The sequence below is a fragment of the Corynebacterium pyruviciproducens ATCC BAA-1742 genome, from assembly GCF_000411375.1.
In the GTDB taxonomy this organism is placed as follows: domain Bacteria; phylum Actinomycetota; class Actinomycetes; order Mycobacteriales; family Mycobacteriaceae; genus Corynebacterium; species Corynebacterium pyruviciproducens.
This window is the reverse complement of record NZ_KE150448.1, coordinates 478,579-501,904: the sequence shown is the minus strand read 5'-3', so window position 1 is coordinate 501,904 and position 23,326 is coordinate 478,579. Positions and strand designations below refer to the sequence as shown.

Genomic DNA, 23,326 nt, shown 5'->3' with positions numbered 1-23,326 from the left:
CTGGGCGGAGGGGAAGCGACCCCCGGGAACGGCTGCTGAGTAGGGCTGCTAATGTGGGTATAACCAGGCAACGGGGTGCGTCCTGCCACAAGGGGCGCTGAGAAAACACCCGTCGAACCTGATCTAGGTCGTTCTAGCGAAGGGAATTGTCAGTATGGCTACGTCTGCCCACTCAGAAATCATGCATGCGGTCCGCGACCAGGAACCGCTTATCCAGTGTCTTACCAACGGTGTCGTCATGGACATCACCGCCAACGTCATCCTCGCCATCGGGGCATCACCTGCCATGTGCGATACGCCGACTGAAGCAGGCGACTTTGCGCAGGTCGCCTCCGGCGTGCTCATCAACGCGGGAACCCCGTCGAACGAGCAGTACGCGGGCATGCGTGCGGCCGTCGCCGGCGCAACAGCGGCCGGCACCCCGTGGGTTTTGGACCCGGTGGCCTGCGGCGGTTTGACGGAGCGCACGCGGTTCCAGCGCTCCATCGTCACGGAGAAGCCGAGCGCCATCAGGGGCAACGCCTCGGAGATCATCGCGCTTGCGCACCTCGACGAGAACGCCGCCGGCGGCCGCGGCGTGGATTCGGCCGATGCCGCCGATGCGGCGATCCCCGCAGCCCGCGTATTGGCGGAGCGCACCGGTGGGGTGGTGGGAATTTCGGGCGCCACCGATATCGTCGTCTCGGAGGGCCGCATTACGCGTATCACCGGCGGGGATCCGCTCATGCAGAAGGTGATCGGCACCGGGTGCTCCCTCGGTGCCGTGGTAGCCGCGTATCTGTCGGTGGGCGCGGATCCGCACGATGCCGTCGTCGCGGCGCACGCCCATCACTCGGCGGCAGGAGCGAAGGCGGCCAAGACCGCGAGCGCGCCGGGCAGCTTCAAGGTGGCGTGGCTTGATGCGCTCTACACCCTCACCGCCGACGAGCTTGAGCAATACGAAAGCTGTGAGGAGGAATCCCTGTAATGGCCACCAACTGGAGTCTCTACTTGGTCACTGACCCACAACAGGGAGGGGGCCGGAAGCCGTACCCCGGATCGTCGACAAGGCAATAAGGGGAGGGGTGAGCGTTGTGCAACTGCGCGACAAGGAAGCAACCGAGGCGGAGTTCCTCGCGCGGGCCAGGCAGTTGAAGGAGCTCATGGAACCCACGGGCGTGCCGCTGTTTGTGGATGATCGCCTCGATGTCGCCTGCGATCTGGGCCTTAACCTGCACATCGGGCAGAATGACGTGGACTACCTCGAGGCCCGTAAGAGGCTGCCGCGGAACCTCATGCTCGGGCTGTCTGTGGGCAACCACCGGGAGTTGGACGAGGTGGAGGACATGGACCCGGCGCTTCGCCCCGACGTCATCGGCGTGGGGCCTGTCGCGGACACCACCACCAAGAAGGATGCGCCAGCGGGGATCGGTGTGCAGGCGTTTGCTGAGATCGCCACGCGCGCCAAAGGCCTCGGCGTGCCGGCCGTGGCCATCGGTGGTGTCAATCTCACCAACGCGAGTGAACTCGGTAGAACAGACGGCGCGGGGATCTGCGTGGTCTCCGCCATCATGAAGGCAGAGGATCCGGAGAAAGCGGCGCGCCAGCTGCGCGCAGCCTTTGAGGAGGGGAGGAAGTAGTGCTGCCACGCGTACTCACCATCGCCGGCACCGATCCCACCGGCGGCGCGGGCCTGCAGGCCGACATCAAGTCAATCAGCGAGGCCGGCGGCTTCCCGCTCTCGGTAGCAACGGCGCTGGTGGCGCAGAACACGCAGGGCGTGCGCGAGATCCACACCCCGCCGCTGGAATTCCTCACCGCGCAGCTCGACGCTGTGTTCGATGATGTTGAGGTCGACGCCGTGAAGATCGGCATGCTCGGCTCGGCGGAGATCACCCGGCTGGTTATCGATTACCTCGATCGTCACCCCGTGCCGTTTCTCGTCGTCGACCCGGTTATGGTGGCCACCAGCGGCGACAGGCTGCTCAGCGTCGAGGCCGAGGACGCCGTACGCGAGCTGTGTAAGCGCGCGACGATCGTCACGCCGAACCTTTCGGAGCAGGCCGTTCTCGCCCGCGCCGAGGAGGTTCACACCCACGAGGAGGCGATCGAGCAGGCGACATCCCTCGCCCGCGATCTGGGTACGGCGGTGCTGGTCAAGGGCGGTCACCTCGCTGGCAATCGTGCCGATAACGCCGTCGTGCACCCCACCGGCGAGGTGTTCCGCATCCGCAACGTGCGCGTGAACACCAAGAACACGCACGGCACCGGCTGTTCCCTGTCCTCCTGTCTCGCCACCCGCCTCGCCGTGGGCCAGCCGTTGGACAAGGCCGCGCAGTGGGCCACGCTGTGGCTATCCACCGCCATCCGCCACGCCGATGACCTCCATGTGGGCAAGGGGAACGGCCCCGTGGATCACACCGCGTGGAATCGCATGTACCGCGAGGCCGCCAGCACCGCCCCGTGGGACCTTTCCCCCGCGCCTTCCGAGGAGAAACCGCTGGTCGCTCCCGCAGGCCCGCGCACCCAAGCGCTGTGGTCAAGGTGTTCCTCGCTTCTCCGCGCCATTCTTGGTGACGGTTTCCTCACCATGCTTGCCGACGGAACCCTGCCCGAGCACGCTTTCCGCTTCTACCTCGAGCAGGATGCCCTCTACCTGCGCGAGTACGGCAAGGCGCTGGCCGGGGTCGCCTCCCATTCCCCCAATTCACAGGACATGATCGCCTGGGCGCGCGATGCCCAGAACACGATGACAGAGGAGGCGAACCTGCACCGGGAGATCCTCGGTGGTGAGACGCACGCGGAGCCCTCCTATGTCACTCTCGGCTACACCAGCCTCCTCGGTGCCGCGGAGGGGAAGGACTACGTGGTCGCGGCCGCCACGGTGCTGCCGTGCTACTGGCTCTACGCCGAGGTGGCGCTGCGTATGGCGGAGAAGAACACGCCGAACCACCCCTACCACGCGTGGCTCACCGCCTACGCCGACGAGGGGTTCATCGAAGACACCCGCCAGGCCATTGAGCGCGTCGAACGCGCCCTGGAAGCGGCAGGGGAGGCCACCCCGCGAAGAGGCGACGCGCAACTTCATGTACGCCGCCTACTGGGAGCGCGAGTTCTTCAACCAGGCGCTGCGGGCTAGCTAGTCCTCCGCGACGGTCAGTGCGATCTTGCCGGTGACCTCGCCCTCCTTGATCAGGCGGTGGGCCTCCGCCGCCTGCTCCAGCGGCAGGGTGGTGGACAGCTGTGGCTTGAATTCGCCGGATTCGATGATCGGCCACACGTTCTCCACGGTGGACTTCACAATCCGCGCCTTGTCCTCCCTGTCACGGGCGCGCAAAGCAGTGGCGGAAATGGAGCCCCGCTTGGACAGCAGCCTGCCAATATTGAGCTCACCCTTGACGCCTCCCTGCATGCCGATGGTGACCTGATGGCCGTCCATGGCCAGGGCCCGCACGTTTTGATCCAGGTACTTGGCGCCGATGATATCGAGGATGACATCGCACGAGTTCTTGAGCTCCTGGGCGAAATCCTGTTCCTTGTAGTTGATGAGGATATCCGCCCCAAGCTCCTTGCACGTGGCGAGTTTTTCCGCCGACCCTGCAGTGACGGCTACCTCCGCACCGAAGTGCTTGGCCAGCTGGATCGCACACGTGCCGATGCCACCGGCGCCGCCGTGGATGAGGACCCGCTGCCCCTTGTGCAGACCCGCGAGCATAAACACGTTGGACCATACGGTACAGGTCACCTCCGCGATCGTCGCTGCCTCGGGCATCGTCAGCCCCTTCGGCACCGGCATGAGCTGGCCCTCCGGTACGGCGACGCACTCGGCGTAGCCACCGCCGGACAGCAGCGCGATAGCCGGTTTACCATCCACGTAGCCGCTGGCCTCCAGGCCAAGAATACTGGTCACGCCCTGTGGCGGCGGGTAGTGTCCCTGGTTTTGCAGGATATCCCCGCGGTTGACGCCCGCCGCAGCCACGCGCATGAGCTTCTCGCCCTCGCCGGGTTCGGGGGTTGGCGCATCAATCAATTCGAGCTCTTGGGAAATTGCTTTCATAGTGACCAGGCTATAGTATTTTTCCCATTGGAGACATGGCAGAGCGGCCGAATGCACTCGCCTTGAAAGCGAGCGTCCCTAACCGGACCGGGGGTTCAAATCCCTCTGTCTCCGCAGATCAAGCCCTGGTTTACCTGACCAGGGCTGATGTTTTTGTGTAGTGGCTCGCTGCGACGGTTTTGCTGGCTAATAACGACTGAATAACGACTGATTTTTCGCTTCCCGCCACTGCACTGTTGGGAACACCCGGCCTTCGTTCTCCTTCAGTGCGCGGCGGAGTTGATCCACCCACTCGTTGGTGTTGAAAGTAGCGGCGGTGACGCGTACGACGCGCAGTCCCTCGCTCACGAGGATGCGCTCGCGCTCCCTCTCGTCGGCAACCGATTTGTTGGATTCGATTCCGAATTGGCCCCGCGTTTTGCCCTTTCCGTCGTACTCGAGTGCCACGGATTGGTTGGGGAAGAGGAAGTCCACCCGCGCTATTTGTCGCACCTGAGCTGTGAAGATCGCTGCCTGTTGGTACCAACCAGTGAACCCCAGCCTTGAAAGTTCGATTTTCACCTCCGCCTCGCGGAAACTTTCTGAGAGACCGTTTATCAGGCCGACCGTTTCCATTGCTTTTGTGGATCCATGTGTAAAACGCCGAATCCGTGCCAACTCAGCGATCTCCTCCTGCGTCGTGAGCCCTCGTGCGACGAAGATATCTCCGCAGTTCACCCGTGCGCAACGCCGTGCCACCGCGCCATGTCTAGAACGGTGAGAGCTGGTGAGGTGAGAGTAAGCTGGGCGTTTCCTATTGATGTGGTGCGGACGTATGGCGTTGGAACCTGCCGCATGATGACTGCCGGGGTGCTGCGGTCGTTTCTTCCCACTACCTCCGGCGCGAAATGGCCGCTACCAAGCTCGGGGCAAAGCCACAGGGCCGTGGCTGAGTTTCCCACGAGCACGCGTCCCCGCATCCCCAGGGCAATGGTGACTAGGAGCGACTTGTTGTACGGCGGAAGTTGCCTGAAGTCGCTCGTGGGATAGTAGATCCCGCACGCGAGTTTCGTCACTTCCCCGCGTTGGTGTTGCCGTGATAGCTTGACGCGCTCGCAGTTGGTGAGCTGAGATGTGAAAATCATTCTTCCCCCGAAGTCCATGTCAAAATTGTGGCACGGATTGAGACGTTTCGCTACCGCTACGACGGAGTGAAACGTGCAGGTTAATTTTTAGCCTGCAAGTAGAGCTAGGGTTATGAACTGGGGTTTTGTAAAGTGCAGTCACCAGCTGCAGGCTGAAAATTAACCTGCAAGCGGAACAAAAGGCGTGAACTGGGGTTTTACGCCCGAAAAAGCAGCGCCTACCCTAGCAGCGCGTCGGTCTCCTCCGGCGTGGTCACGGTGATGCGGGTGCCCTCGGGGAAGTTGCGGACGATGACGCCGTCCTTTTCAAACTTCTGGCCGGGTAGCCACACGAAGTTCGCCTGGCTGGGCACGGTGCCCAGGGATTCCTGCACGCGGGCGCGCTGCTCCTTCACCTCGGCAACACGCGCGGCCAGCTCGTCCTGGGCCTCGAGGCTGGCAAGAGCTGCCGCCTGAGCGGGGGCGCTGACGGCAAAGGGGATGGCGACCTTGATGAGGGCGTCGATAAGCTCAGCGGAGGCGAGGGCGTAACCGACGCGAAGGCCGGCGAGCCCGTAGGCCTTGGAGAACGTGCGCAGCACCACGAGGTTGGGGTGCCGGGAGAGCTTGGATACGCCGGATTCCACGTCGGCGAACTCGATGTACGCCTCGTCGAGGGCGACAACCACGTCGGCGGGGACGTGCTTCATAAAGGCATCGAACTGATCGCCGGAGAAAACGGTGCCGGTGGGGTTGTTCGGGTTACACAGGAAGATGAGCTTGGTGTGGTTAGTAATGGCGGCAGCGATGGCATCCAGGTCCACGGCCCCGTCTTTCAGCGGGATTGCCACCTTGGTGGCGCCGCACACGTCCACAAAGATGGGGTAGGCCTCAAACGAGCGCCAGGGGTAAATGACCTCGTCGTCGCGGTCGAGGCAGGTGATCTGTACGAGCTGTTGGCACAGCGCGGAGGAGCCGCAGCCCACAGCGACGTTGGTAAAATCCAGGCCGAAGGCGGCGGCAAGCTTCTTCCGTAGTTCAACGGCAAACATGTCGGGGTAGCGGTTAACTTCCACGGTGTCGAGGGCCTTCTTCACACTGGGGAGCGCCCCGTGGGCCAATTCGTTGGAGGAAAGCTTGACGGCCCTGGTTTCTTTCTTTCCGGGGACGTAGCTGGGAATATTGGTCAGATCACCGCGTAGCATGAGGTCATCATACGCCTACCTGCCATTTTGTTGTGAACGCCGGTAACAGGTACCATAAGAGCCCAAGGAGACGTGCCAGAGCGGCCGAATGGGGCTCACTGCTAATGAGTTGCCCTCTTTATCGAGGGCCGGAGGTTCAAATCCTCTCGTCTCCGCAGCTGTCCTTTAGTGGTTTTGGGGCAGCGCTGCGCCCGTGGCTCAACGGATAGAGCATCTGACTACGGATCAGAAGGTTGGGGGTTCGAATCCCTTCGGGCGCACGATGTGATCAGTCGGGACATAGTTGACACTATCAGTCGCGACATGGTTGACAGGTGACGCCGTGAGGCGAGAACAGTTTCTCGCTTTGCGGCGTTACTTGTTTTTTCTGTTTTTTCGTTGTTGGGTGTTCTTGATTTGGTTGGGTTGGTAGCGGCGGCCGGTGTCGATGTGGTGTTCGGCGATGATTTCTCCGGTTTCGGCGTTGGAGGTTACGGCGTGGGTGCCGTGGATGACGGTGAGTGTGGGGGTTGCTTCGTGTGCGCGTCCTATGCCTAGGTAGCGCATGTGGCCTGCGAATCGGAGGGTGATTCTTCCTGCTTTGTCTACTTTGTCGTGTCTGACGCGGTTGTCTTCTGTGACCAGTGGTTGTGGGCTGGCTTTGGGTAGTGTTGTGTATGCCTGGTGGGGTGTTTGTCGTCCGAGTGCCCTGTGGGGTCGTTCGTGGTTGTACCAGTGGCGGAATTCGTCGAGGAGTTTTTGCATGTCTTTGACGGTTTTGCGGGTGGTCGTGCGCGGAGCCATTTTTTTAGTGTTTGGTGGAAGCGTTCAATTTTTCCTTGGGTTTGGGGGTGTCCTGCGCGTCCGTTTTTCTGCAGGATGCTGTGTTTTTCAAGGAATTTTTCAAAACCGTTTTTACCTCCCTTGGCACCGGCTAGTCGGGCGGTGAAGACAAGGCCGTTATCGGTGAGGGTGGATTGGGGGAAGCCGTATTTTTTGGTGATGGTTTCGGCGGCTGTGACCACGGTGGGGCCAGCTACACGCTTATAGGCGCCTAGGTATAGCAGGAAGCGACTGTGGTCATCGAGGAAGTCGAGGATCTCCACAACCTGTCCATTGAGCAGTCTGGTGGAGGTGACATCTGCTTGCCAGCATTCGTTGGGCAGGGTTGCTTCAAAGCGTCGTAGATAGGCTTTCGGGCGTTTTTTGGGTTGTGGTGTGACCATGCCGTTTTTGGTGAGGATTCGCCGGATGGTTGATTCTGCAGGCGCATGAAAACCTCGTTGCTCGAGTACCCAGGCGATGGTTTCAGGTCCGTTGTCTGCACCTTTGGAGGCGAGTTCTCTGCGGATTTTGATGATCTGTTTGATCACCTCCTCGCTGACCTTGGTGGGGTGTGTTTTCGGTGCTGTGGATCGCGGTTTAACAGCCTCTGGGCCGCCTTCTTCGTATCGCCTTAGCAGGGTGTAGATCCATTGCCGGGATCTCTTGAATCGAACGGAGGCTTCGCTGACGGTGAGGTGTTGTTCGGTGATTGCTTTGACGATGGCGAGGTTGGGGTTGTCGTAGCTCATGAATAATTATGGGCTCAGGGTGTCAACTATGTCTCGACTGAGGTGTCAACTATCACCGTGTGCTGCACAGGTGCTCATTGTGTCAACGATGTCCTGACTGATGTGTCAACTGTCATGTACAAAACCGCAGAGCCAAGGTGTCAACTAAGTACTGACACAGGACACCTTCGGGCGCACGAACTAACCCTCCTGCTAGGATATCTAGCGGGAGGGTTTTTAACGTTTTGGTTACAATTATCTGCCAACTGCGGTTATGGTATTAACCATGAGGAAGTACGCCATCGTGGTAGTCGCTTTGGTGACGCTGAGTTCGCTGGCCAACAGCATGTGGAGGTCGTTTGGACTGTCCACCATGATGTGGGTAACTCTCCTCGTCTGTATTACGTGTTGCGTCTTAAGTGGCATCATGGCCACTGGATCCAAGGGGATGAAGCGCTACCTTGCCTTCTACATGGTGGTGTTTTCGCTGCTCAAAGCGGTGACGCTGTGCCTTGTGGTGATGGATGTGCCGGGGGCGCTGCTCTTCCTCGTGGTCCATGATCTGGCCACTTTGTATGTTGTCGGCCTGGCGGGTGCTTTCCTCACGCCCGTCCGCCTGCCGCAGGCCACCCGCCCGATGATGGCGGTGGTTATCCAGTACAAGCTCGTTGTCATCCTGGGAACGCTCACCACGGCGATGGGGGAGAACGCGTGGCTGGGCAGAATCCACTTTGACCTCATGGAGTGGATCCCCTGGGCGCACGCGATTATCGCCTCTGCGTTCTTGGCCACGCTCGTTGTGGTGTGCCGCAGCTTCCCTTACCTGCTGGTGGTGCAGATCGTGATGTTCCTTACGGGGGCGTTGAACCTCATCAACTCGGATTTGGCGGCCATTTCCCACAGCATTATCACGCCGGCGGCGACGGCGATCCTGTGCTACTACATCGTCATGAAGCCGCCGGCGAAGAAGACGCACGGCAAGATTGTCCCCAACCCGCACGCGATCTGGAGCTAGGGGCTAGAACACTTCGACGCGGGAGCCGATGGCTTCCGCCTGCCGCAGGATGGAAACCCAGCCGTCGGCACCGGGGTGGACGCGGAGCACGGGGCGCAGGCCGGAGCGCGCGTCAAAGCGGATGCGGGAGCGGTAGCCCGCGTCGACAAGCTCCTCCAGCGAGGGCTGGTCACCGGCGAGATCGTTGCGGGCGCCCTGGAGAAGCTCGAGGGCCTCGTCGAGAACCTCGATGAGTTTGGGGGCGTTGGTCTCACACATGGCGCGCACGAGGGAGGCTTTGGAGCCGGCGACCCGGGTGGCATCGGTGTAGCTGCCGGCGGCGAGCGAGAGGGATAGGGCGCCACCGTTGTCGCCCACCACGCTGAGCGCCTCGGCGAGGACGTGGGGCAGGTGCGAGATGCGGGCGACGGCGGCGTCGTGCGAATCCGCGAGGGTGGGGATCACCTCGGCACCGACAAGCCCGGCCATGTGCGCCACGTCGCCCCACAGCGCGGCCCATGCGTCGCTTACGTCGCCCTCTTCCAGTTGGTCGTAGCACACCACCCAGGCGCGGCCCTGGAACAGCCCGGTCGTGGAGGCCTTCCACCCGGAATCGGCGGTGCCGGCCATGGGGTGGCTGCCCACGTAGCGCCCCTCCAGGCCGCGTTCCTTCACGGCCTGGAGGATGGCGCTTTTGACGGAGGCAACATCGGTGAATCCGCAGCTTGGGGCCTCGTTGGCGATGCGATCGAGGATGTGCGGAAAGCCGGGGACAGGCACGGCGATGACGATGAGGGCGCCCTCCTTTTCAGCCCGGGCGAGTGTCTCGGTGAGCGAGCTGGAGACGTCGAAGCCTTCCTCGCGGGCCTCCTCGGCGCGGGAGGTGGTGCGGTTGTAACCGAACGTGGGGTGGCCGGCAGCGTGGAGGTCGCGGAGCAGCGAACCGCCGATGAGGCCGAGCCCAATGATGCAGATGGGGCGAGAGACTGTGTGAACGTTCATGGGCTAAGTGTGGCACAGTTAAGGGCTATGGTGCTTGTTAACCTGCCCCACCGGCGGCGCGAGGAACGGATGCGAACAGTGCTTGGCCTCCTCACCCCGCCGTTTACCGATGTCCCTGTCGCCGCCGCAGTATTTGACGCGACCGGCGAGATCCTCGGCTGGGGTGTCAACGCGCGTCGTCACACCTGCGATCCCACAGCGCATGCGGAGGTGCAGGCGATCCGAATGGCCGCCAAGCGCCGTGGCGATGTGATCCTCGAGAACACGGAGCTGGTGGTCACCCTCGAGCCGTGCACGATGTGTGCGGGGGCGCTGCTGGCGGCGCGAATTCCGTCGCTTGTCTTTGGCGCCTACGAGGAGAAAACGGGGGCCGTGGGCTCGGTCATTGATGTTGTTCGGGAGCCTGCGCTGCCCAATAAAGTCCAGGTTGTTGGGGGTGTGCTTGCCGACACCTGCGCCCGGCCCCTCCTCGAATTCTTCCGCGAGAGGCGCTCGCCCCACGGCGAGGATTAAGAAACTCGCGTAGGATTTATTGGGTAGTTAGTTAAACATCGAAAGAAAGGAGTCGGTCATGGGTGACATTCAGAACAAGGCAGAAGAGCTCGGCGGCAAGGCCAAGGAGGCCTTCGGGGACGCTACCGGTAACGAGCGCCTCGAGGCTGAGGGCAAGGCCGACCAGGTCAAGTCCGAAATCAAGCAGGGTATAGAAGAGCTCGGCGATAAGGTCAAGGAGGCCGGCGACAAGATCCTCAGCGCCTTCCAGAACGATAAGAAGTAACTCGTCTTAGCGTGCGATTTGGTCGTTCGGGCACCTGTCAATTACTGTCTTTAGACGGTGGCGTGTCCGAGCGGCCGAAGGTGCTCGCCTCGAAAGCGAGTGTTGGGTAACCCCCAACCAGGGGTTCAAATCCCCTCGCCACCGCCACGAAAGGCCTCGATGCGTGCTACCGCGCATCGAGGCCTTATTGTTGTTGCAAGAAAGTCGATGGGAGTTGCAGAGGGTTGGCTAGATTCCTGTTCAAGGTGGGACGCTGGTCTTACCGCAAGAAGTGGTGGGTCATCGCCGCGTGGACGATGATCCTCGCCGCCGTGCTTGGATCGGCAGGCGTGCTACAAAAGGGTTTCTCCAACGATTTCAACATCCCCGGCACCCCCTCGTACAACGCTGCGATGATGATCGAGGACCTGTGGCCGGGCCAGCCGAATCCTGTTGCCGCATCGTCGGTGAACATTGTTTTCCAAGCCCCGGAGGGTGAGACCCTCGACGAGCCGCAGAACATGGCGGCGATGGATACAACCATCAACTACATAAAGGAGAACCTCACTCCCATCTCCGGCACGGAGATGTTTGCCAATCCCATCACCTTTGATCCGCTGCTGAAGCAGGGCGTCATCGACGGCATGGTGTCGGCCGGTTTGCCGGAAGAAACCGCCACTGAAGACGCCAACAATTTGGGGCGGGTATCTGCGGATAAAACTATCGCCTACACGGGCTTTAACATTGATGTTCCCACCACTGGTGATGTGACAGATGAACACCGCATGGTTATTAATGAGGCCATTCGCCTGGGGCAGGAAGGCGGCCTGCGCGTTGAGGCCAACGGATCCGGCTTTGCAGATCCGATCACAATTAAGACCACATCTGAGGCCATCGGCGTCATCGTGGCCCTCATGGTGCTCATCATTACCTTCGGCTCCGTCGTCGCGGCGGGCGTACCTATCCTCACGGCGCTGCCGGGAGTGGGCCTGGGCATGGGTGCCATCCTTCTCACCACGCGGTTTGTCAGTCTCAATAACACCACCCCGGTTTTGGCCATGATGATCGGTCTGGCCGTGGGCATTGATTATGCGCTATTCATCTTGGCTCGTTTCCGGGCGGAAAAGCGGCGCATGCCCTGGGACGAGGCCGCAGGCATGGCGGTGGGAACTGCGGGCAGCTCCATTGTTTTTGCTGGCACTACCGTCTTTGTCGCGCTCATAGCGCTGACTTTGGTGCGCATCCCGTTCCTCAGCTGGATGGGGATTTCCGCCGCCTTCACGGTGCTCGTGGCCGTGCTGGTGGCGCTTACCCTGCTGCCCGCCATCATGGGCGTGTTCGGTGGCAAGGTGTTTGGCTGGCAGCCCGCGTTCTTGCGCCGCCGCCAGGAGAAACTTCAGCAACCGGAGGCCCGCACTGTCGGGCGACGGTGGGTGGAGACCGTGCATCGGGTGCCCGGATTGTTCCTTGTCGGGGTGGTTATCGCGCTGGGCCTCATGTCTACCCCGGTGCTCCACCTCAATCTCGCGCTTCCCGTTGATGCGGTGGCCAATAAGGAAACCACGCAGCGGCAGGCCAGTGATCTCATGCAGAGTGCCTTTGGGCCTGGGATCGATGCGCCGTTCCTTGTGGTGGTGGACGGCCATAACGTGAACACCAATGCCGAGGCTTTGCAGCCGTTTAAAGTCGATGGTGAGGTCCCGCGCGAGGCGGCCTACATGTACATTGTCCAGCAGCTCAAGACGCACCCGGACGTGAAGCACGTGCAAATCGCGGGGATGAACGAGGACGGCACGGGCGCGCAGCTCCTGCTCACCCCGCGCACCGGCCCCACAGATCACGCCACCACCAGGCTGTTGGAATCGCTCCGCAGCCAGCAGCAGGCCATCGAGCACGCCACCGGCGTGACGATGGGTGTTACGGGTCTCACGCCGATCATGCAGGACATCACCACGCAGCTGGAAAAGGCCATGCCCATCTATCTCCTGGTTGTGGTGGGGCTGGCAATCGTCTTGCTTCTCATCGTGTTCCGCTCGATTGCGGTCCCCATCGTCGCCGGTCTCGGCTTCTTGCTCTCGGTCGGCTCGGCGTTCGGTGTCACCATCCTGGTGTGGCAGGACGGCCTGTGGGGGCTCGTGGGCACGCCCGGGCCGCTGGTGAGCTTCATGCCGATCTTCCTCATCGGTATCTGCTTCGGCCTGGCCATGGATTACCAGGTGTTCCTGGTCACCCGGATGCGCGAGCACTTTGTCAAACACGGCAGTGATGAGCACGGCGCCTTCACTCCCACGGAGGCGAGTGTGGTGGAGGGATTCACCTTGGGTGCTCGGGTGGTCACCGCCGCTGCACTTATCATGATCGCTGTGTTTATCGCCTCCATTGACCAGCCCCTCCCGTTTGTCAAGGTGTTTGGTTTCGCGTTGGCCTTCGGTGTGCTTTTCGACGCTTTCTTCGTGCGCATGACTCTGGTACCTGCGGCTATGTTCCTGTTGGGGCGGGCTACGTGGTACATGCCCAAGTGGCTGGATAGGATTCTGCCCACCATCGACATCGAAGGCGAACAACTGGAAAAGGAATATGAGCTTTCGCATTAATCACACCCATAGTGCCGCGCGCACCGGTGTTATCTCTACGCCCCACGGAGATATTTACACGCCCGCGTTCATCCCGGTAGCTACCAAAGCGACGGTGAAGACGCTCACCCCGGAGCAGATCCGCTCCACGGGTGCGCAGGCGATTCTCTCCAACGCCTACCACCTCTACCTGCAGCCGGGCCCGGATATCGTCGACGAAGCCGGCGGCGTGGCCAAGTTTGAAAACTGGAACGGCCCCACGTACACCGATTCCGGCGGTTTCCAGGTGATGAGCTTGGGTGTGGGATTCAAGAAAGTCCTTGCGATGGAGATCGCCGACCTTACGGAGAAGGACATCCGTGCCGCCAAGAAGGACCGGATGGCGAGGGTGGACGAGGACGGCGTGGATTTCCGTTCCGTTATCGACGGCTCCAAGCACCGCTTCACACCGGAGAAGTCGATGGAGATCCAGCATCAGCTCGGTGCAGACATCATCTTTGCGTTCGACGAGCTCACCACCCTTATCGATACCCGCCAATACCAGGAGAACTCCGTCGCCCGTACGCACCGGTGGGCGAAGCGCTGCCTGGAGGCCCACGAGCGTCTCTCTAATGAGCGCTCGCATCGTCCCGAACAACAGCTGTGGGGGGTGGTACAGGGTGCCCAATACCAGGATCTACGCAGGCGGGCCGCCCGCGGGCTCATGGATCTGGACCGCGAAGCCCGCGCAGCAGGTCACCGCGGCTTTGATGGCTTCGGCATTGGTGGCGCGTTGGAGAAGCACTCCCTGGGCACCATCGTCGGCTGGGTGACGGACGAGCTTCCTGAGGACAAGCCTCGCCACTTGCTGGGGATTTCCGAGCCAGACGACATCTTCGCAGCAGTGGCCTCCGGTGCGGACACCTTTGACTGCGTGGCTCCTACACGCCTGGGCAGGCGCGGTGGCGTGTACACCCTGGACGGTCGCTTGAACCTGAAAGCGGCTCGCTTCAAGCGGGATTTCACGCCCATCGACGCTGAGCTCGGCGGTTACGTCAGTGAGAATTACACGCGCGCCTATATCCACCATCTTCTTAAAGCTAAGGAATTCTTAGCGGGCACCCTGTGTACCATGCACAATCTGTTCTTTGTGGTGAAGCTCGTGGATAGCATCCGTCACCACCTTGAGCAGGGCACATTTGAAGAGTATCGCGACGAATTTATGTCGCGCTACTACGCTCGTTCCTAGAATGTGGGCCCGTTCGGACACTGTGGTTTACCCCCTGAAAGGGCTAGCCAATAGGTTAGTTCTTAGGAAAAAACTCTAATCCTTAAGAAACCTCAGAACTGGATCCACAGGCTTGCGTTTTACCAGCATGAATAGTGAGTGTTCTTACAAGGCGGGAGGAGTGCTTCCTCTCATCTTCACAGGTAAAACGGTGTAGGCGGGCTGTGCGTTTCGCGGACTTCTTCATGTTCAGCTGTTTAAGGTGCTTGCTCCTGAGAAGAAACTGAGTAAAGTCTGAGCAAAGGGTTTTACTCGTTGATATGCGATTCAGTTTTGCACGAGGGTGAGTCCTTGAATGCAAACACCAAGCAAATTTTGAAGAAGGACCAGGCAATGAAAAAGCGCAAGATTTCTCGGTGGAGTGTCTCTGGCTCCGCCATGTCCGGATTGGGAGCATCCAGCTTCTTCCGGTCCCTCACAGCCCTCGGCGTAGCAACCGCTATGACCGTCTCCGGCCTCCAAGCAGTAAGCAATGGTCCCGTCGCCAACGCTGCCGAGACCGCCACCACTGCTCCGGCCGCCGCCCCAGCAAAGGCTAAGGCGAAGGCAGCACCGGGCACCTCCGTTGAGACGGCAATCGCCTCTGATGCCATCGCTAGCGGCCAGGTAAAGAGCGTATTTGATCTTCAGATGGGAAGATTCATTGCTTCCGGTCACGCCTTCACCATGGATGCCACCACCGCGTCGTTCGGTGGCGTGAACGATAACTCCGCTAACACCCGCGTTCCCGAGGGCACCAAGGTTTATGCCCAGTGGATTGATAGGAAGGGCGGGGCCGTTTCTCCTATCTACGTCACCGAGACTCATGATCTGGACTGGGGTAAAGGAACCCAGGGGGGCGTGGGTACCTTTGCTGTGGCGTTCCCGCAGTACACCGATGCCGCCGGCGAGCAGCATGAGTACAACCCCGGTGCTGGCGACCGCGTCAAGTTCTGGGTCCAGCCGTCCCCCAGCAAGCGTGGCAACAAGCTTGAGATGATCCGCGTTGTCCCTGGTGCGTTCCCCGGCTACAACAAGTCGAATTCCCGCCCAGCGGGCTCGACGATGAACATCAACACGAACAACCTGCAGAACGTCGGTATCTTCCTGTACGAGTTCCCGGGCGACTACATGTTCTCCAAGAGCGTGAACAAGGACACCTCCGGCCCGCGTGTTAAGGGTCGTGTGTGGCACGAGGCTGGCGATGCCAACCTGTCTACCGGCCCAGGCTTCGACTCTGCCACTGGCGGGGACATCCCCGCTGCTGGCTACACCGTCGAGTTCACTGGTCTTACCGAGGCTGGTCGCGAGGCTATCGAGGGCGCCACCAAGGGCATGACCCGTGACGAAGAGGCCACCAAGGTCAAGGAGATCATCGAGGCTCACCCCGAGTACGTCACGGGCACCAACACCACTGAGGTGGGTGCCGATGGTTGGTACGAGCTCAATATGCCGGCTGGCACCGATAAGTACGCGCTTTACGGCGTGGTGAAGAATCCCGCTGGCGAGATCGTCCAGGCGTACAGCTCGTACACCACTCCGGTGTTTGGTGCCCCGAACCGTTTGGGTTCTGTGGCCCCCGCCGCTATCGCCTCCCCGGATGCTTCCGGCTGGTTCAACGTGCACTTCGCTGTGTCGGATTACAAGACGGTCACTCTTGATATTCCGAATTACAACCTCACCAACAACCCTGCCACAAAGGGCGACACTCTTACTGTGAAGCTCGATGGCACGCTGCCGGTGTTCCCCAATAAGATTGTGTGGACCGACAGTGAGGGCACTGAGCTCAAAACGTGTGAGATCAAGGACCTGAAGGACGCGGATAACTGCTCCATCACCGTTCCCGAAGATTTCACGGGTAAGACCATTTACACGGCTACCCTCCACTCTGGTAACAACATCGTTGCTGCCGATTCCGCGCTTGTCACCGATAAGCTGAAGGATTCCGACGATGACGGTATCCCGGATCGTCTCGATCCCGATGCTGATAACGATGGCGTGAACAACGACGATGAGATCGCCGCCGGCCTCGATCCTTTGGATCCGTTCTCCAACGGCACCAAGGACAAGGACGGCAACCCGGTTTCCGATGGTGACTTCGATTCCGATGGCGACAAGCTGTCCAACTCCAAGGAGTCCGACGTTCCGGAGGGTCCCGTCAAGGACACCGACGGTGACGGCCTGGCTAACCCCGGCATCACCGACAAGAACGACAACAAGGTTGCCGACCTCATTGAGGGCAAGGATACTGACGGTGACCAGATTCCGGACTCCATCGACCCGGACGCTGATGGCGACGGCATCAACAACGATGACGAAAAGGCTGCTGGCCTCAACCCACTGGATCCCTACTCCGGTAAATACAAGGATAAGGACGGCAAGCCGGTTAAGGACGGCGAGGGCGACGAGGATGGCGACGGCATCAAGAACGCCGACGAGTCCGACGTTCCCTCCACTCCGGTTCCGGATACTGACGGCGACGGCCTGGCCAACCCCGGCATCACCGATAAGACCGGCAAGGTTGGCGATGACGGTAAGCAGAGCCCGAACGGCGTTGCTGACCTCATCGAAAAGCTTGACACCGATGGCGACGGAATCCCGGATAACGAGGATCCCGATGCCGATAACGACGGTGTCAACAACAACGACGAGATTGCCGCTGGTCTTAACCCGCTGAACCCGACCTCCACCGTGGACAAGGACGGCAAGCCCGTCAACGATGGCGAGCTGGACTCCGATAAGGACGGCAAGTCCAACAAGGACGAGTCCGATGTCAACGTCAAGCCGAACGGTGTGAACCCGGACGGCACCGCCAAGGTCGACATCACCGATAAGAACAACAACAAGATCGCTGATCTTATCGATGCCGACAACGATGGCGACAACATCCCGAACAACCTGGATCCTGACGCTGATAACGACGGCATCAACAACAACGACGAGATCGCCGCTGGCCTCGACCCGCTCAACCCCGACACCGACGGTGACGGCGTGAAGGACGGCGACGAGGACTACGACGGCGACGGCATTAAGAACGCCGACGAGTCGGATGTCAACGTCAAGCCGAACGGTGTGAACCTGGACGGCACCGCCCTGGTTCCGATCACCGATAAGAACGACAACCGCATCGCTGATCTCATTGAGAAGCAGGACACCGACGGCGACGGGATCCCGGACAACGAGGACCCGGATGCTGATGGCGACGGCATCAACAACGATGACGAGAAGGCAGCGGGTCTCGACCCGCGCAACCCCGACTCCAACGGTGACGGCGTGAAGGACGGCGACGAGGACTACGACGGCGACGGAATCAAGAACGCCGATGAGTCCGACGTTCCGGAAGGCCGCGTTAAGGACACCGACGGTGACGGCCTGGCCAATCCCGGTATCACCGATAAGACCGGCGGCAAGGACAACAATAACGGCCCGAACGGCGTTGCTGATATCGCCGAAAAGAGCGATATGGATGGCGACGGAATCCCGGATAACGAGGATCCCGACATTGATGGCGACGGTGTGAACAACGCCGACGAGAAGGAAGCTGGCCTCGATCCGCGCAACCCCGACACCGATGGTGACGGCGTGAACGATGGCGACGAGGATGCCGATGGCGATGGCAAGACCAACGCTGAGGAGTCCGAGGTTCCGGACGGTCCCGTTGCTGATAAGGATGGCGACGGCATCGCCGATCCGGACATCACCGATAAGAACGGCAACGGTACGGCCGATATTGTTGAGGCTGACACCGATGGCGATGGCATCCCGGATTCTGAGGATCCGGATGTTGATGGCGACGGTGTGAACAACAACGATGAGATCCGCTCGGGCCTCGACCCGAAGAAGGCTGATTCCGACGGAAACGGCATTCCCGACGGCGAAGAAGACACCGACAAGGACGGCATCAAGAACTCGGACGAGTCCGATACCAACGTCAAGCCGAACGGTGTGAACCCTGATGGCACTGCCAATGTTCCGATCACCGATAAGAACGGTAACAACGTTCCGGATATGAACGAGGCAGAGACTGCAAAGTGGATTGGCAAGTACGATTCGCAACAGCCGCAGCCTGGCACCACCGTTATGGTGACGCCTGAGTTCGACAACACCTACACCTCGGAGAACGAGCGTGGCGCGGCCCCGGCTGGCACCACCTTCGAACTGGATCCGGCTACGGTTCCTGAGGGCTGGACGGTGACGGTTGATCCTTCCACCGGTAAGGCTACAGTTGATGTTCCTGCCGATGCTCAGTCCAACTTCACCAAGACCATCAAGGTGAAGGTGAACTACCCGGCGGCTGAGACCAATAAGGCCACCCAGAAAGAACTCGAGCTCAAGGTGACGCCGGCCGCCAAGCAGGTGGCTGATACCAAGACGATCATCGAGAACTGCATCGACCCGTCCGAGTGGTACGCCAACCCGCTGCTGTACCTGGTTCCGCTGGGCCTCATTGCCCTGGCAACGCAGGTGAACCTGCCGCTTCCGGAGTCCATCCAGACGCAGCTCAACTCGATCCGGATCACTGACCCGAACAACCAGCCTCAGTGGCTGAAGGATGCTAACGCTCAGCTGGCGGCCATGGGCTCCAACGTGAACGTTGCTGGTATCCTCTCCATCCTCGGCCTGGTTGCAGCTGCTTCCATCGTGGGCATGTACTACGCAACGAAGTGCATCAACGGCAAGGCTTGGGACTTCAGCAACATGTCCTCGGGTCTTGATACCAACGAGAATAAGGGTGAAGGCAGCGAGAACAACGGCTCCAGCGTTCAGCCCGAAAAGACGACAGTGACCTCCACTGCGGAGACCACGACGTCCGAGCAGCCCGAGTCCACGGAGGAACCCTCCACGGACAACGAGGCTGAGCCCACCGAGTGACAACAGGATGAGTAAGTAGAGTTCCGGCGTGCACGCCACGCCGGAACTGTGCTGAGGGCAAGCAGGACCGCCTCAGAACCATCCATTAGAATTATTTAAAGCTCCGCATCTGGTCCTGCGGAGGCTCCCGAACCACCGGGTGGTGGTTCGGGAGTTTTTCTATGCCCAGCAGTGGAAAATGAGACTGCCTCTCAGGAAACTCTCGCCAAGGGCAGGGGTAACTGAGAAAATATGAGAAAAGAACTAATGAATCCCGGTGGATTGTCTGAAGCTGTTTAACGGCGCAGTATAGAGGGTAAAAAACGGGAGAGTGAAATTAATAATAACTCAGTTCGCATGTTAGCAAAGTGTTGGGGTGATAAACCTGAGGTTAACATGCGAGCGTACGGGGGTAGCTAGAGGTTTCATGTTGTGGGATAAGCACTTGAAACTGAGAAAAACCTGAGTAAAATCTAAAGCAGTATTGTTTCCAAAACAAAAGGTTGTGCGGAGACTTTTACGCGATGCACTCGGGATCAGATCATTGGGCTCGTGGTGTGAAATGTATGAACGTCCGGGCGTGCGCGCCCAAGGATCAAGGAGAACAATGAGTAAGACTCTCAAGAGGGCAACGTCCATTGGCGTGGCGGTGTCGCTTGCTTTCACAAGTGTGTACGCGGTGGCGACACCGGTAGTGGCCCAGGTGGCCAATTCCGCTAGCGTGTGGAATAACGAGGCGAGCTACTCCACAGCTGCGGCTATCGATGCCGATGCCATCGCCAGTGGTGAGGTAAAAAACGTCAATGACCTTCGCTTTGCCACCTACGTGGTGTCCGGCCACAGCTACTACATGGATTCCACGACCGCATCGTTCAGTGGGGCACCGGATAACTCTACTAACACGGCACTCCCGGAGGGTACCACGGTGTACCTCCAGTGGATGGATAAAGATGGCTTCGTTTCACCGATTTACTCTGCAGTAACGCACAATGTGGAGTGGGGAATTGCCAACCAGGGTGGAGACGGCCTGTGGGCGTTCAGCCTCCCCAAGCTCAAGGACGCGCTTGGGCAGGAGCACGAGTTTGATCCGAAAGTGGGCGATCAGTTCCGCGTGTGGGTGGAGCCGTTCGTTAACGAGCGGGGTAACACCGTCGAAATGGTTCGCCAGGCTCCCGGAATGTACCCGTCCTTCAGTGCAAGCAACAGGCTGCCCGCCGGTTCGACGATGAACATCAACAAGTTCAACGTCCAAAACGCGGCGGTGTTCATGTTTGAGCAACCCGGAAATTACATGTTCAACCAGAACAAGGGTGAATACCGCCAAACGGATAACTGGGTGTCCGGCACGGTGTGGTTGGAGAGCGGAGAGGCCACGTTGGGTACCGGGCCGAGCTTTGGCTCCAAGGATGTGGCCGCCGAGGGCTACACGGTGGAGATCACCGGCCTCAACAACGCCGGCCGCCGCGCCATCAACGCCGCCACGTATGGCCAGCCGCGCAGCCAGTGGCAGAACTTCACCAAGAAGATTCTTGAGGCTAATCCGGGCTACATTATGGGCACGTCCACCGCAAAGGTGAAGGCAGACGGCACGTACAGCATGTGGCTGCCGTGCTATACAGATCCGGATTCTCTGTACGGTGTTGTGCGTGATCCGCAGGGCAACATCGTTCAGTCCTACAGCGCGTACACCACTGCGCAGTTCCTCAGCCCGAATGAGCTGCAGTTGGTGTCGCCCGCAGCAGTTCCTTACTTTGTTAGTGGCGGGTGGAAGAATGTCAACTTCGCTGTCGTTCCGTATAAGGAAGTCACGCTCGATATTCCGAACTACAACGCGACGGACAAGCCGGCGCTTCCCGGTGCCACGCTCGACGTCGTGCTGACCGGAACGCTTCCGCCATTTGCCAACAAGATCGTGTGGAAGAACAGCGATGGCACCGAGCTGAAGTCCTGTGACATCAACGCGTTGAGCGACGCGAAGAATTGCTCGCTTAAGATCCCCGCTGATTTCACGGGCTCTACCATCATCACCGCTACCCTGGTGAGCGGGCCGAACATCGTGGCGGCCGATTCGGTGCTTGTCAGCGACAAATTCAAGGACACTGACGGTGACAACATCCCCGATTACCTCGATCCGGATGCAGACGGCGACGGTGTGAACAACAACGATGAGATCGCTGCCGAGCTTGATCCACTGGATCCGTTCTCCAATGGCACCAAGGATAAGGACGGCAAGCCGGTGCCCGATGGTGACTTTGATAGCGACGGCGACAAGATCCTCAACAAGGACGAGTCCGATACGGGCGTACCTGTTGATGGTACCAACAAGGATGGTTCCGCTAAGGTACCGATCACGGATAAAAACAACAATAAGGTTGCTGATCTCATCGAGAAGTTAGATACCGATCACGATGGAATCCCGGACATTGAAGATCCGGATGCCGATGGCGACGGAATCAACAACGACGATGAGGAAGCCACTAACGGTGTGCTCGATCCGTTGAACCCCGACAGCAACAATGACGGTATTCGCGACGGTGAGGAAGACTTTGACAAGGACGGCATAAAGAACTCCGACGAGTCTGTCGTTCCGGACGGCCGTTTCCCCGATAAAGACGGCGACGGGCTCGCCGATCCCGGCATCACCGACAAGACCGGTAGCAAGGACAATAACGGCCCCAATGGTGTGGCCGATATCATTGAAGGTCGTGACACCGACGGCGACGGAATCCCTGATTACATCGACCCGGACGCCGATGGTGACGGTGTAAACAATAACGATGAGATCGCTGCCAAGACTAACCCGCTGAACCCCGATACAGACGGTGATGGGATTAACGATGGTGACGAGGACACCGACGAGGACGGCATTAAGAACCGCGACGAGTCCGACGTCAACGTCAAGCCGAATGGCGTCAACCCTGACGGCACTGCCAAGGTTGAGCCTACGGACAGGAACAACAACAAGGTTCCGGATATCATCGACAAGGCCTTCGCACCGTGGATTGGCAAGTACAACCCGCAGTTCCCGCAGCCCGGCACGGAAATTTCCGTCACCCCCGACTTCGACGATACGACGACCTCCGTCACCGAGCACAGTGTCGCCCCCGCTGGGACTACGTTTGCGCTTGACCCTTCGACCGTTCCGGCGGGCTGGGGTGTAACCGTCGATGCCACCACCGGTAAGGCGCGTGTGACGATCCCCAAGGATGCCACCACGGGTATTACCTCCACCATCAAGGTGAAGGTCAGCTTCCCCAAGGATGCGTCGAACGAGGCCTCGCAGAAGGAACTCGAGCTCGCCATCACGCCGAAGAACGAGACTATTTCTCAGCAGACGATCATTGAAAAGTGCATTGATCCGAAGGACTGGTACGCCAACCCGCTGCTGTACCTCGTTCCGCTAGGACTTATCGCCCTGGCCACGCAGGTGAACCTGCCGCTTCCGGAGTCGGTCCAGGCGCAACTCAACAGCCTGCGCAGCTCCGAGCCTGGCGATCAGCCACAGTGGCTGAAAGACGCCAACGCACAGCTGGCGGCCATGGGCTCCAACGTGAACGTTGCCGGCATCCTCTCCATCCTTGGCCTCGTTGCTGCTGCCTCCATCGTGGGCATGTACTACGCCACCAAGTGCATCAATGGTGAGGCGTGGAACTTCACCGGGATGTCCTCCGGGTTGGGTGACACTGACAACGATGGCAAGGGTGAAGGCGCAGGCGGCTCCTCCGACAAGTCCGGGAAGTCGACCACGTCGTCTACGTCCGAGGCGCCTACCTCGGAGGCGAACAAGCCCGCCACGGGTGACAAGTAGGATTAAGGAAGAGTGAGGGCGATGAGAGTATTCTTAATACGTCGGATTCGTCCAGGAGGCATGCAGGACCGCCTTCGTCACGTCCGCTAAAAACAAAGCTCCGCATCTGGTCCTGCGGAGGCTCCCGAACCATCAGGTGGTGGTTCGGGAGTTTTTTATGTGGGGTGGCGGTCGGCGGTTGGTTGAAAGCTTAAGAAAAAGTGAGAAACTGCGATTTGG

Annotated in this window: 13 protein-coding genes, 4 tRNA genes, 2 pseudogenes and 1 riboswitch; of the genes and pseudogenes, 13 read left to right on the top strand and 6 right to left on the bottom strand. The window is 59.9% G+C overall.

What is annotated here, in order from left to right:
* The first annotated feature begins 61 nt into the window (after nucleotides 1–61).
* Nucleotides 62–163: riboswitch (TPP riboswitch) on the top strand.
* A complete protein-coding gene (gene thiM / locus HMPREF1219_RS11875) occupies nucleotides 155–967 on the top strand; it encodes a hydroxyethylthiazole kinase (protein ID WP_016459171.1) in 813 nt (270 codons plus the stop codon). Its footprint overlaps the riboswitch before it by 9 nt.
* A pseudogene (locus tag HMPREF1219_RS11865) lies at nucleotides 967–3,122 on the top strand (bifunctional hydroxymethylpyrimidine kinase/phosphomethylpyrimidine kinase). Before thiM ends, HMPREF1219_RS11865 begins: the two are co-directional and overlap by 1 nt.
* On the opposite strand, the gene HMPREF1219_RS11860 reads toward HMPREF1219_RS11865, so the two are convergent.
* Nucleotides 3,119–4,036, bottom strand: coding sequence for an NAD(P)H-quinone oxidoreductase (locus HMPREF1219_RS11860; protein WP_016459168.1), 918 nt, complete (start codon nucleotides 4,034–4,036; stop codon nucleotides 3,119–3,121). The pseudogene HMPREF1219_RS11865 and the gene HMPREF1219_RS11860 overlap by 4 nt on opposite strands.
* Nucleotides 4,037–4,065: 29 nt before the next feature.
* On the opposite strand from HMPREF1219_RS11860, the gene HMPREF1219_RS11855 reads away from it, so the two are divergent.
* Nucleotides 4,066–4,150, top strand: a tRNA-Ser gene (locus tag HMPREF1219_RS11855).
* A gap of 72 nt (nucleotides 4,151–4,222) precedes the next feature.
* Here HMPREF1219_RS11855 and HMPREF1219_RS12365 read toward each other — a convergent pair.
* The 3 genes from HMPREF1219_RS12365 to hisC all read right to left on the bottom strand — a co-directional run bounded on the left by HMPREF1219_RS12365 (nucleotide 4,223) and on the right by hisC (nucleotide 6,344).
* Nucleotides 4,223–4,651 (bottom strand): PDDEXK family nuclease, encoded by a 429-nt coding sequence (locus tag HMPREF1219_RS12365; RefSeq protein ID WP_016459167.1) that lies wholly within the window; start codon nucleotides 4,649–4,651, stop codon nucleotides 4,223–4,225.
* Nucleotides 4,652–4,749: 98 nt separating this feature from the next.
* Nucleotides 4,750–5,160, bottom strand: a complete 411-nt coding sequence (locus HMPREF1219_RS12360; RefSeq protein WP_016459166.1) for a hypothetical protein — start codon at nucleotides 5,158–5,160, stop codon at nucleotides 4,750–4,752.
* Between the two features lie 218 nt (nucleotides 5,161–5,378).
* The gene (gene hisC, locus HMPREF1219_RS11845) at nucleotides 5,379–6,344 is read right to left on the bottom strand and encodes a histidinol-phosphate transaminase (RefSeq protein WP_016459165.1); all 966 of its coding nucleotides are present in this window, start codon (nucleotides 6,342–6,344) and stop codon (nucleotides 5,379–5,381) included.
* Nucleotides 6,345–6,410: 66 nt separating this feature from the next.
* Here hisC and HMPREF1219_RS11840 point away from each other — a divergent pair.
* Both HMPREF1219_RS11840 and HMPREF1219_RS11835 read left to right on the top strand, forming a co-directional pair.
* Nucleotides 6,411–6,499 (top strand) — tRNA-Ser (locus HMPREF1219_RS11840).
* Between the two features lie 32 nt (nucleotides 6,500–6,531).
* Nucleotides 6,532–6,604 (top strand) — tRNA-Arg (locus HMPREF1219_RS11835).
* 94 nt (nucleotides 6,605–6,698) lie between these two features.
* Here HMPREF1219_RS11835 and HMPREF1219_RS13405 read toward each other — a convergent pair.
* A pseudogene (locus tag HMPREF1219_RS13405) lies at nucleotides 6,699–7,897 on the bottom strand (IS481 family transposase).
* A 265-nt stretch (nucleotides 7,898–8,162) separates the two neighbouring features.
* Here HMPREF1219_RS13405 and HMPREF1219_RS11820 point away from each other — a divergent pair.
* On the top strand, nucleotides 8,163–8,891 hold the full coding sequence (locus tag HMPREF1219_RS11820) for a hypothetical protein (protein WP_040427808.1): 729 nt from the start codon (nucleotides 8,163–8,165) through the stop codon (nucleotides 8,889–8,891).
* Nucleotides 8,892–8,894: 3 nt separating this feature from the next.
* Here the strand turns inward: HMPREF1219_RS11820 and HMPREF1219_RS11815 are convergent, their stop codons facing one another.
* The gene (locus tag HMPREF1219_RS11815; protein WP_016459163.1) at nucleotides 8,895–9,872 is read right to left on the bottom strand and encodes a prephenate dehydrogenase; all 978 of its coding nucleotides are present in this window, start codon (nucleotides 9,870–9,872) and stop codon (nucleotides 8,895–8,897) included.
* Between the two features lie 27 nt (nucleotides 9,873–9,899).
* Here HMPREF1219_RS11815 and HMPREF1219_RS11810 point away from each other — a divergent pair, with 27 nt between their 5' ends.
* The 7 genes from HMPREF1219_RS11810 (at nucleotide 9,900) to HMPREF1219_RS11780 (ending at nucleotide 23,107) form a co-directional block, all read left to right on the top strand.
* The gene (locus HMPREF1219_RS11810; protein ID WP_040427807.1) at nucleotides 9,900–10,385 is read left to right on the top strand and encodes a nucleoside deaminase; all 486 of its coding nucleotides are present in this window, start codon (nucleotides 9,900–9,902) and stop codon (nucleotides 10,383–10,385) included.
* 58 nt (nucleotides 10,386–10,443) lie between these two features.
* On the top strand, nucleotides 10,444–10,650 hold the full coding sequence (locus tag HMPREF1219_RS11805; protein ID WP_016459161.1) for a CsbD family protein: 207 nt from the start codon (nucleotides 10,444–10,446) through the stop codon (nucleotides 10,648–10,650).
* Nucleotides 10,651–10,706: 56 nt separating this feature from the next.
* Nucleotides 10,707–10,797, top strand: a tRNA-Ser gene (locus tag HMPREF1219_RS11800).
* Between the two features lie 77 nt (nucleotides 10,798–10,874).
* Complete coding sequence (locus HMPREF1219_RS11795) at nucleotides 10,875–13,223, top strand: MMPL family transporter (protein ID WP_016459160.1); 2,349 nt, start codon at nucleotides 10,875–10,877, stop codon at nucleotides 13,221–13,223.
* Nucleotides 13,207–14,430, top strand: coding sequence for a tRNA guanosine(34) transglycosylase Tgt (tgt, locus tag HMPREF1219_RS11790; RefSeq protein WP_016459159.1), 1,224 nt, complete (start codon nucleotides 13,207–13,209; stop codon nucleotides 14,428–14,430). Before HMPREF1219_RS11795 ends, tgt begins: the two co-directional genes overlap by 17 nt.
* A gap of 372 nt (nucleotides 14,431–14,802) precedes the next feature.
* A complete protein-coding gene (locus HMPREF1219_RS11785; protein WP_016459158.1) occupies nucleotides 14,803–19,320 on the top strand; it encodes a YPDG domain-containing protein in 4,518 nt (1,505 codons plus the stop codon).
* 586 nt (nucleotides 19,321–19,906) lie between these two features.
* Complete coding sequence (locus tag HMPREF1219_RS11780) at nucleotides 19,907–23,107, top strand: YPDG domain-containing protein (protein WP_016459157.1); 3,201 nt, start codon at nucleotides 19,907–19,909, stop codon at nucleotides 23,105–23,107.
* The last annotated feature ends 219 nt before the right edge of the window (nucleotides 23,108–23,326 follow it).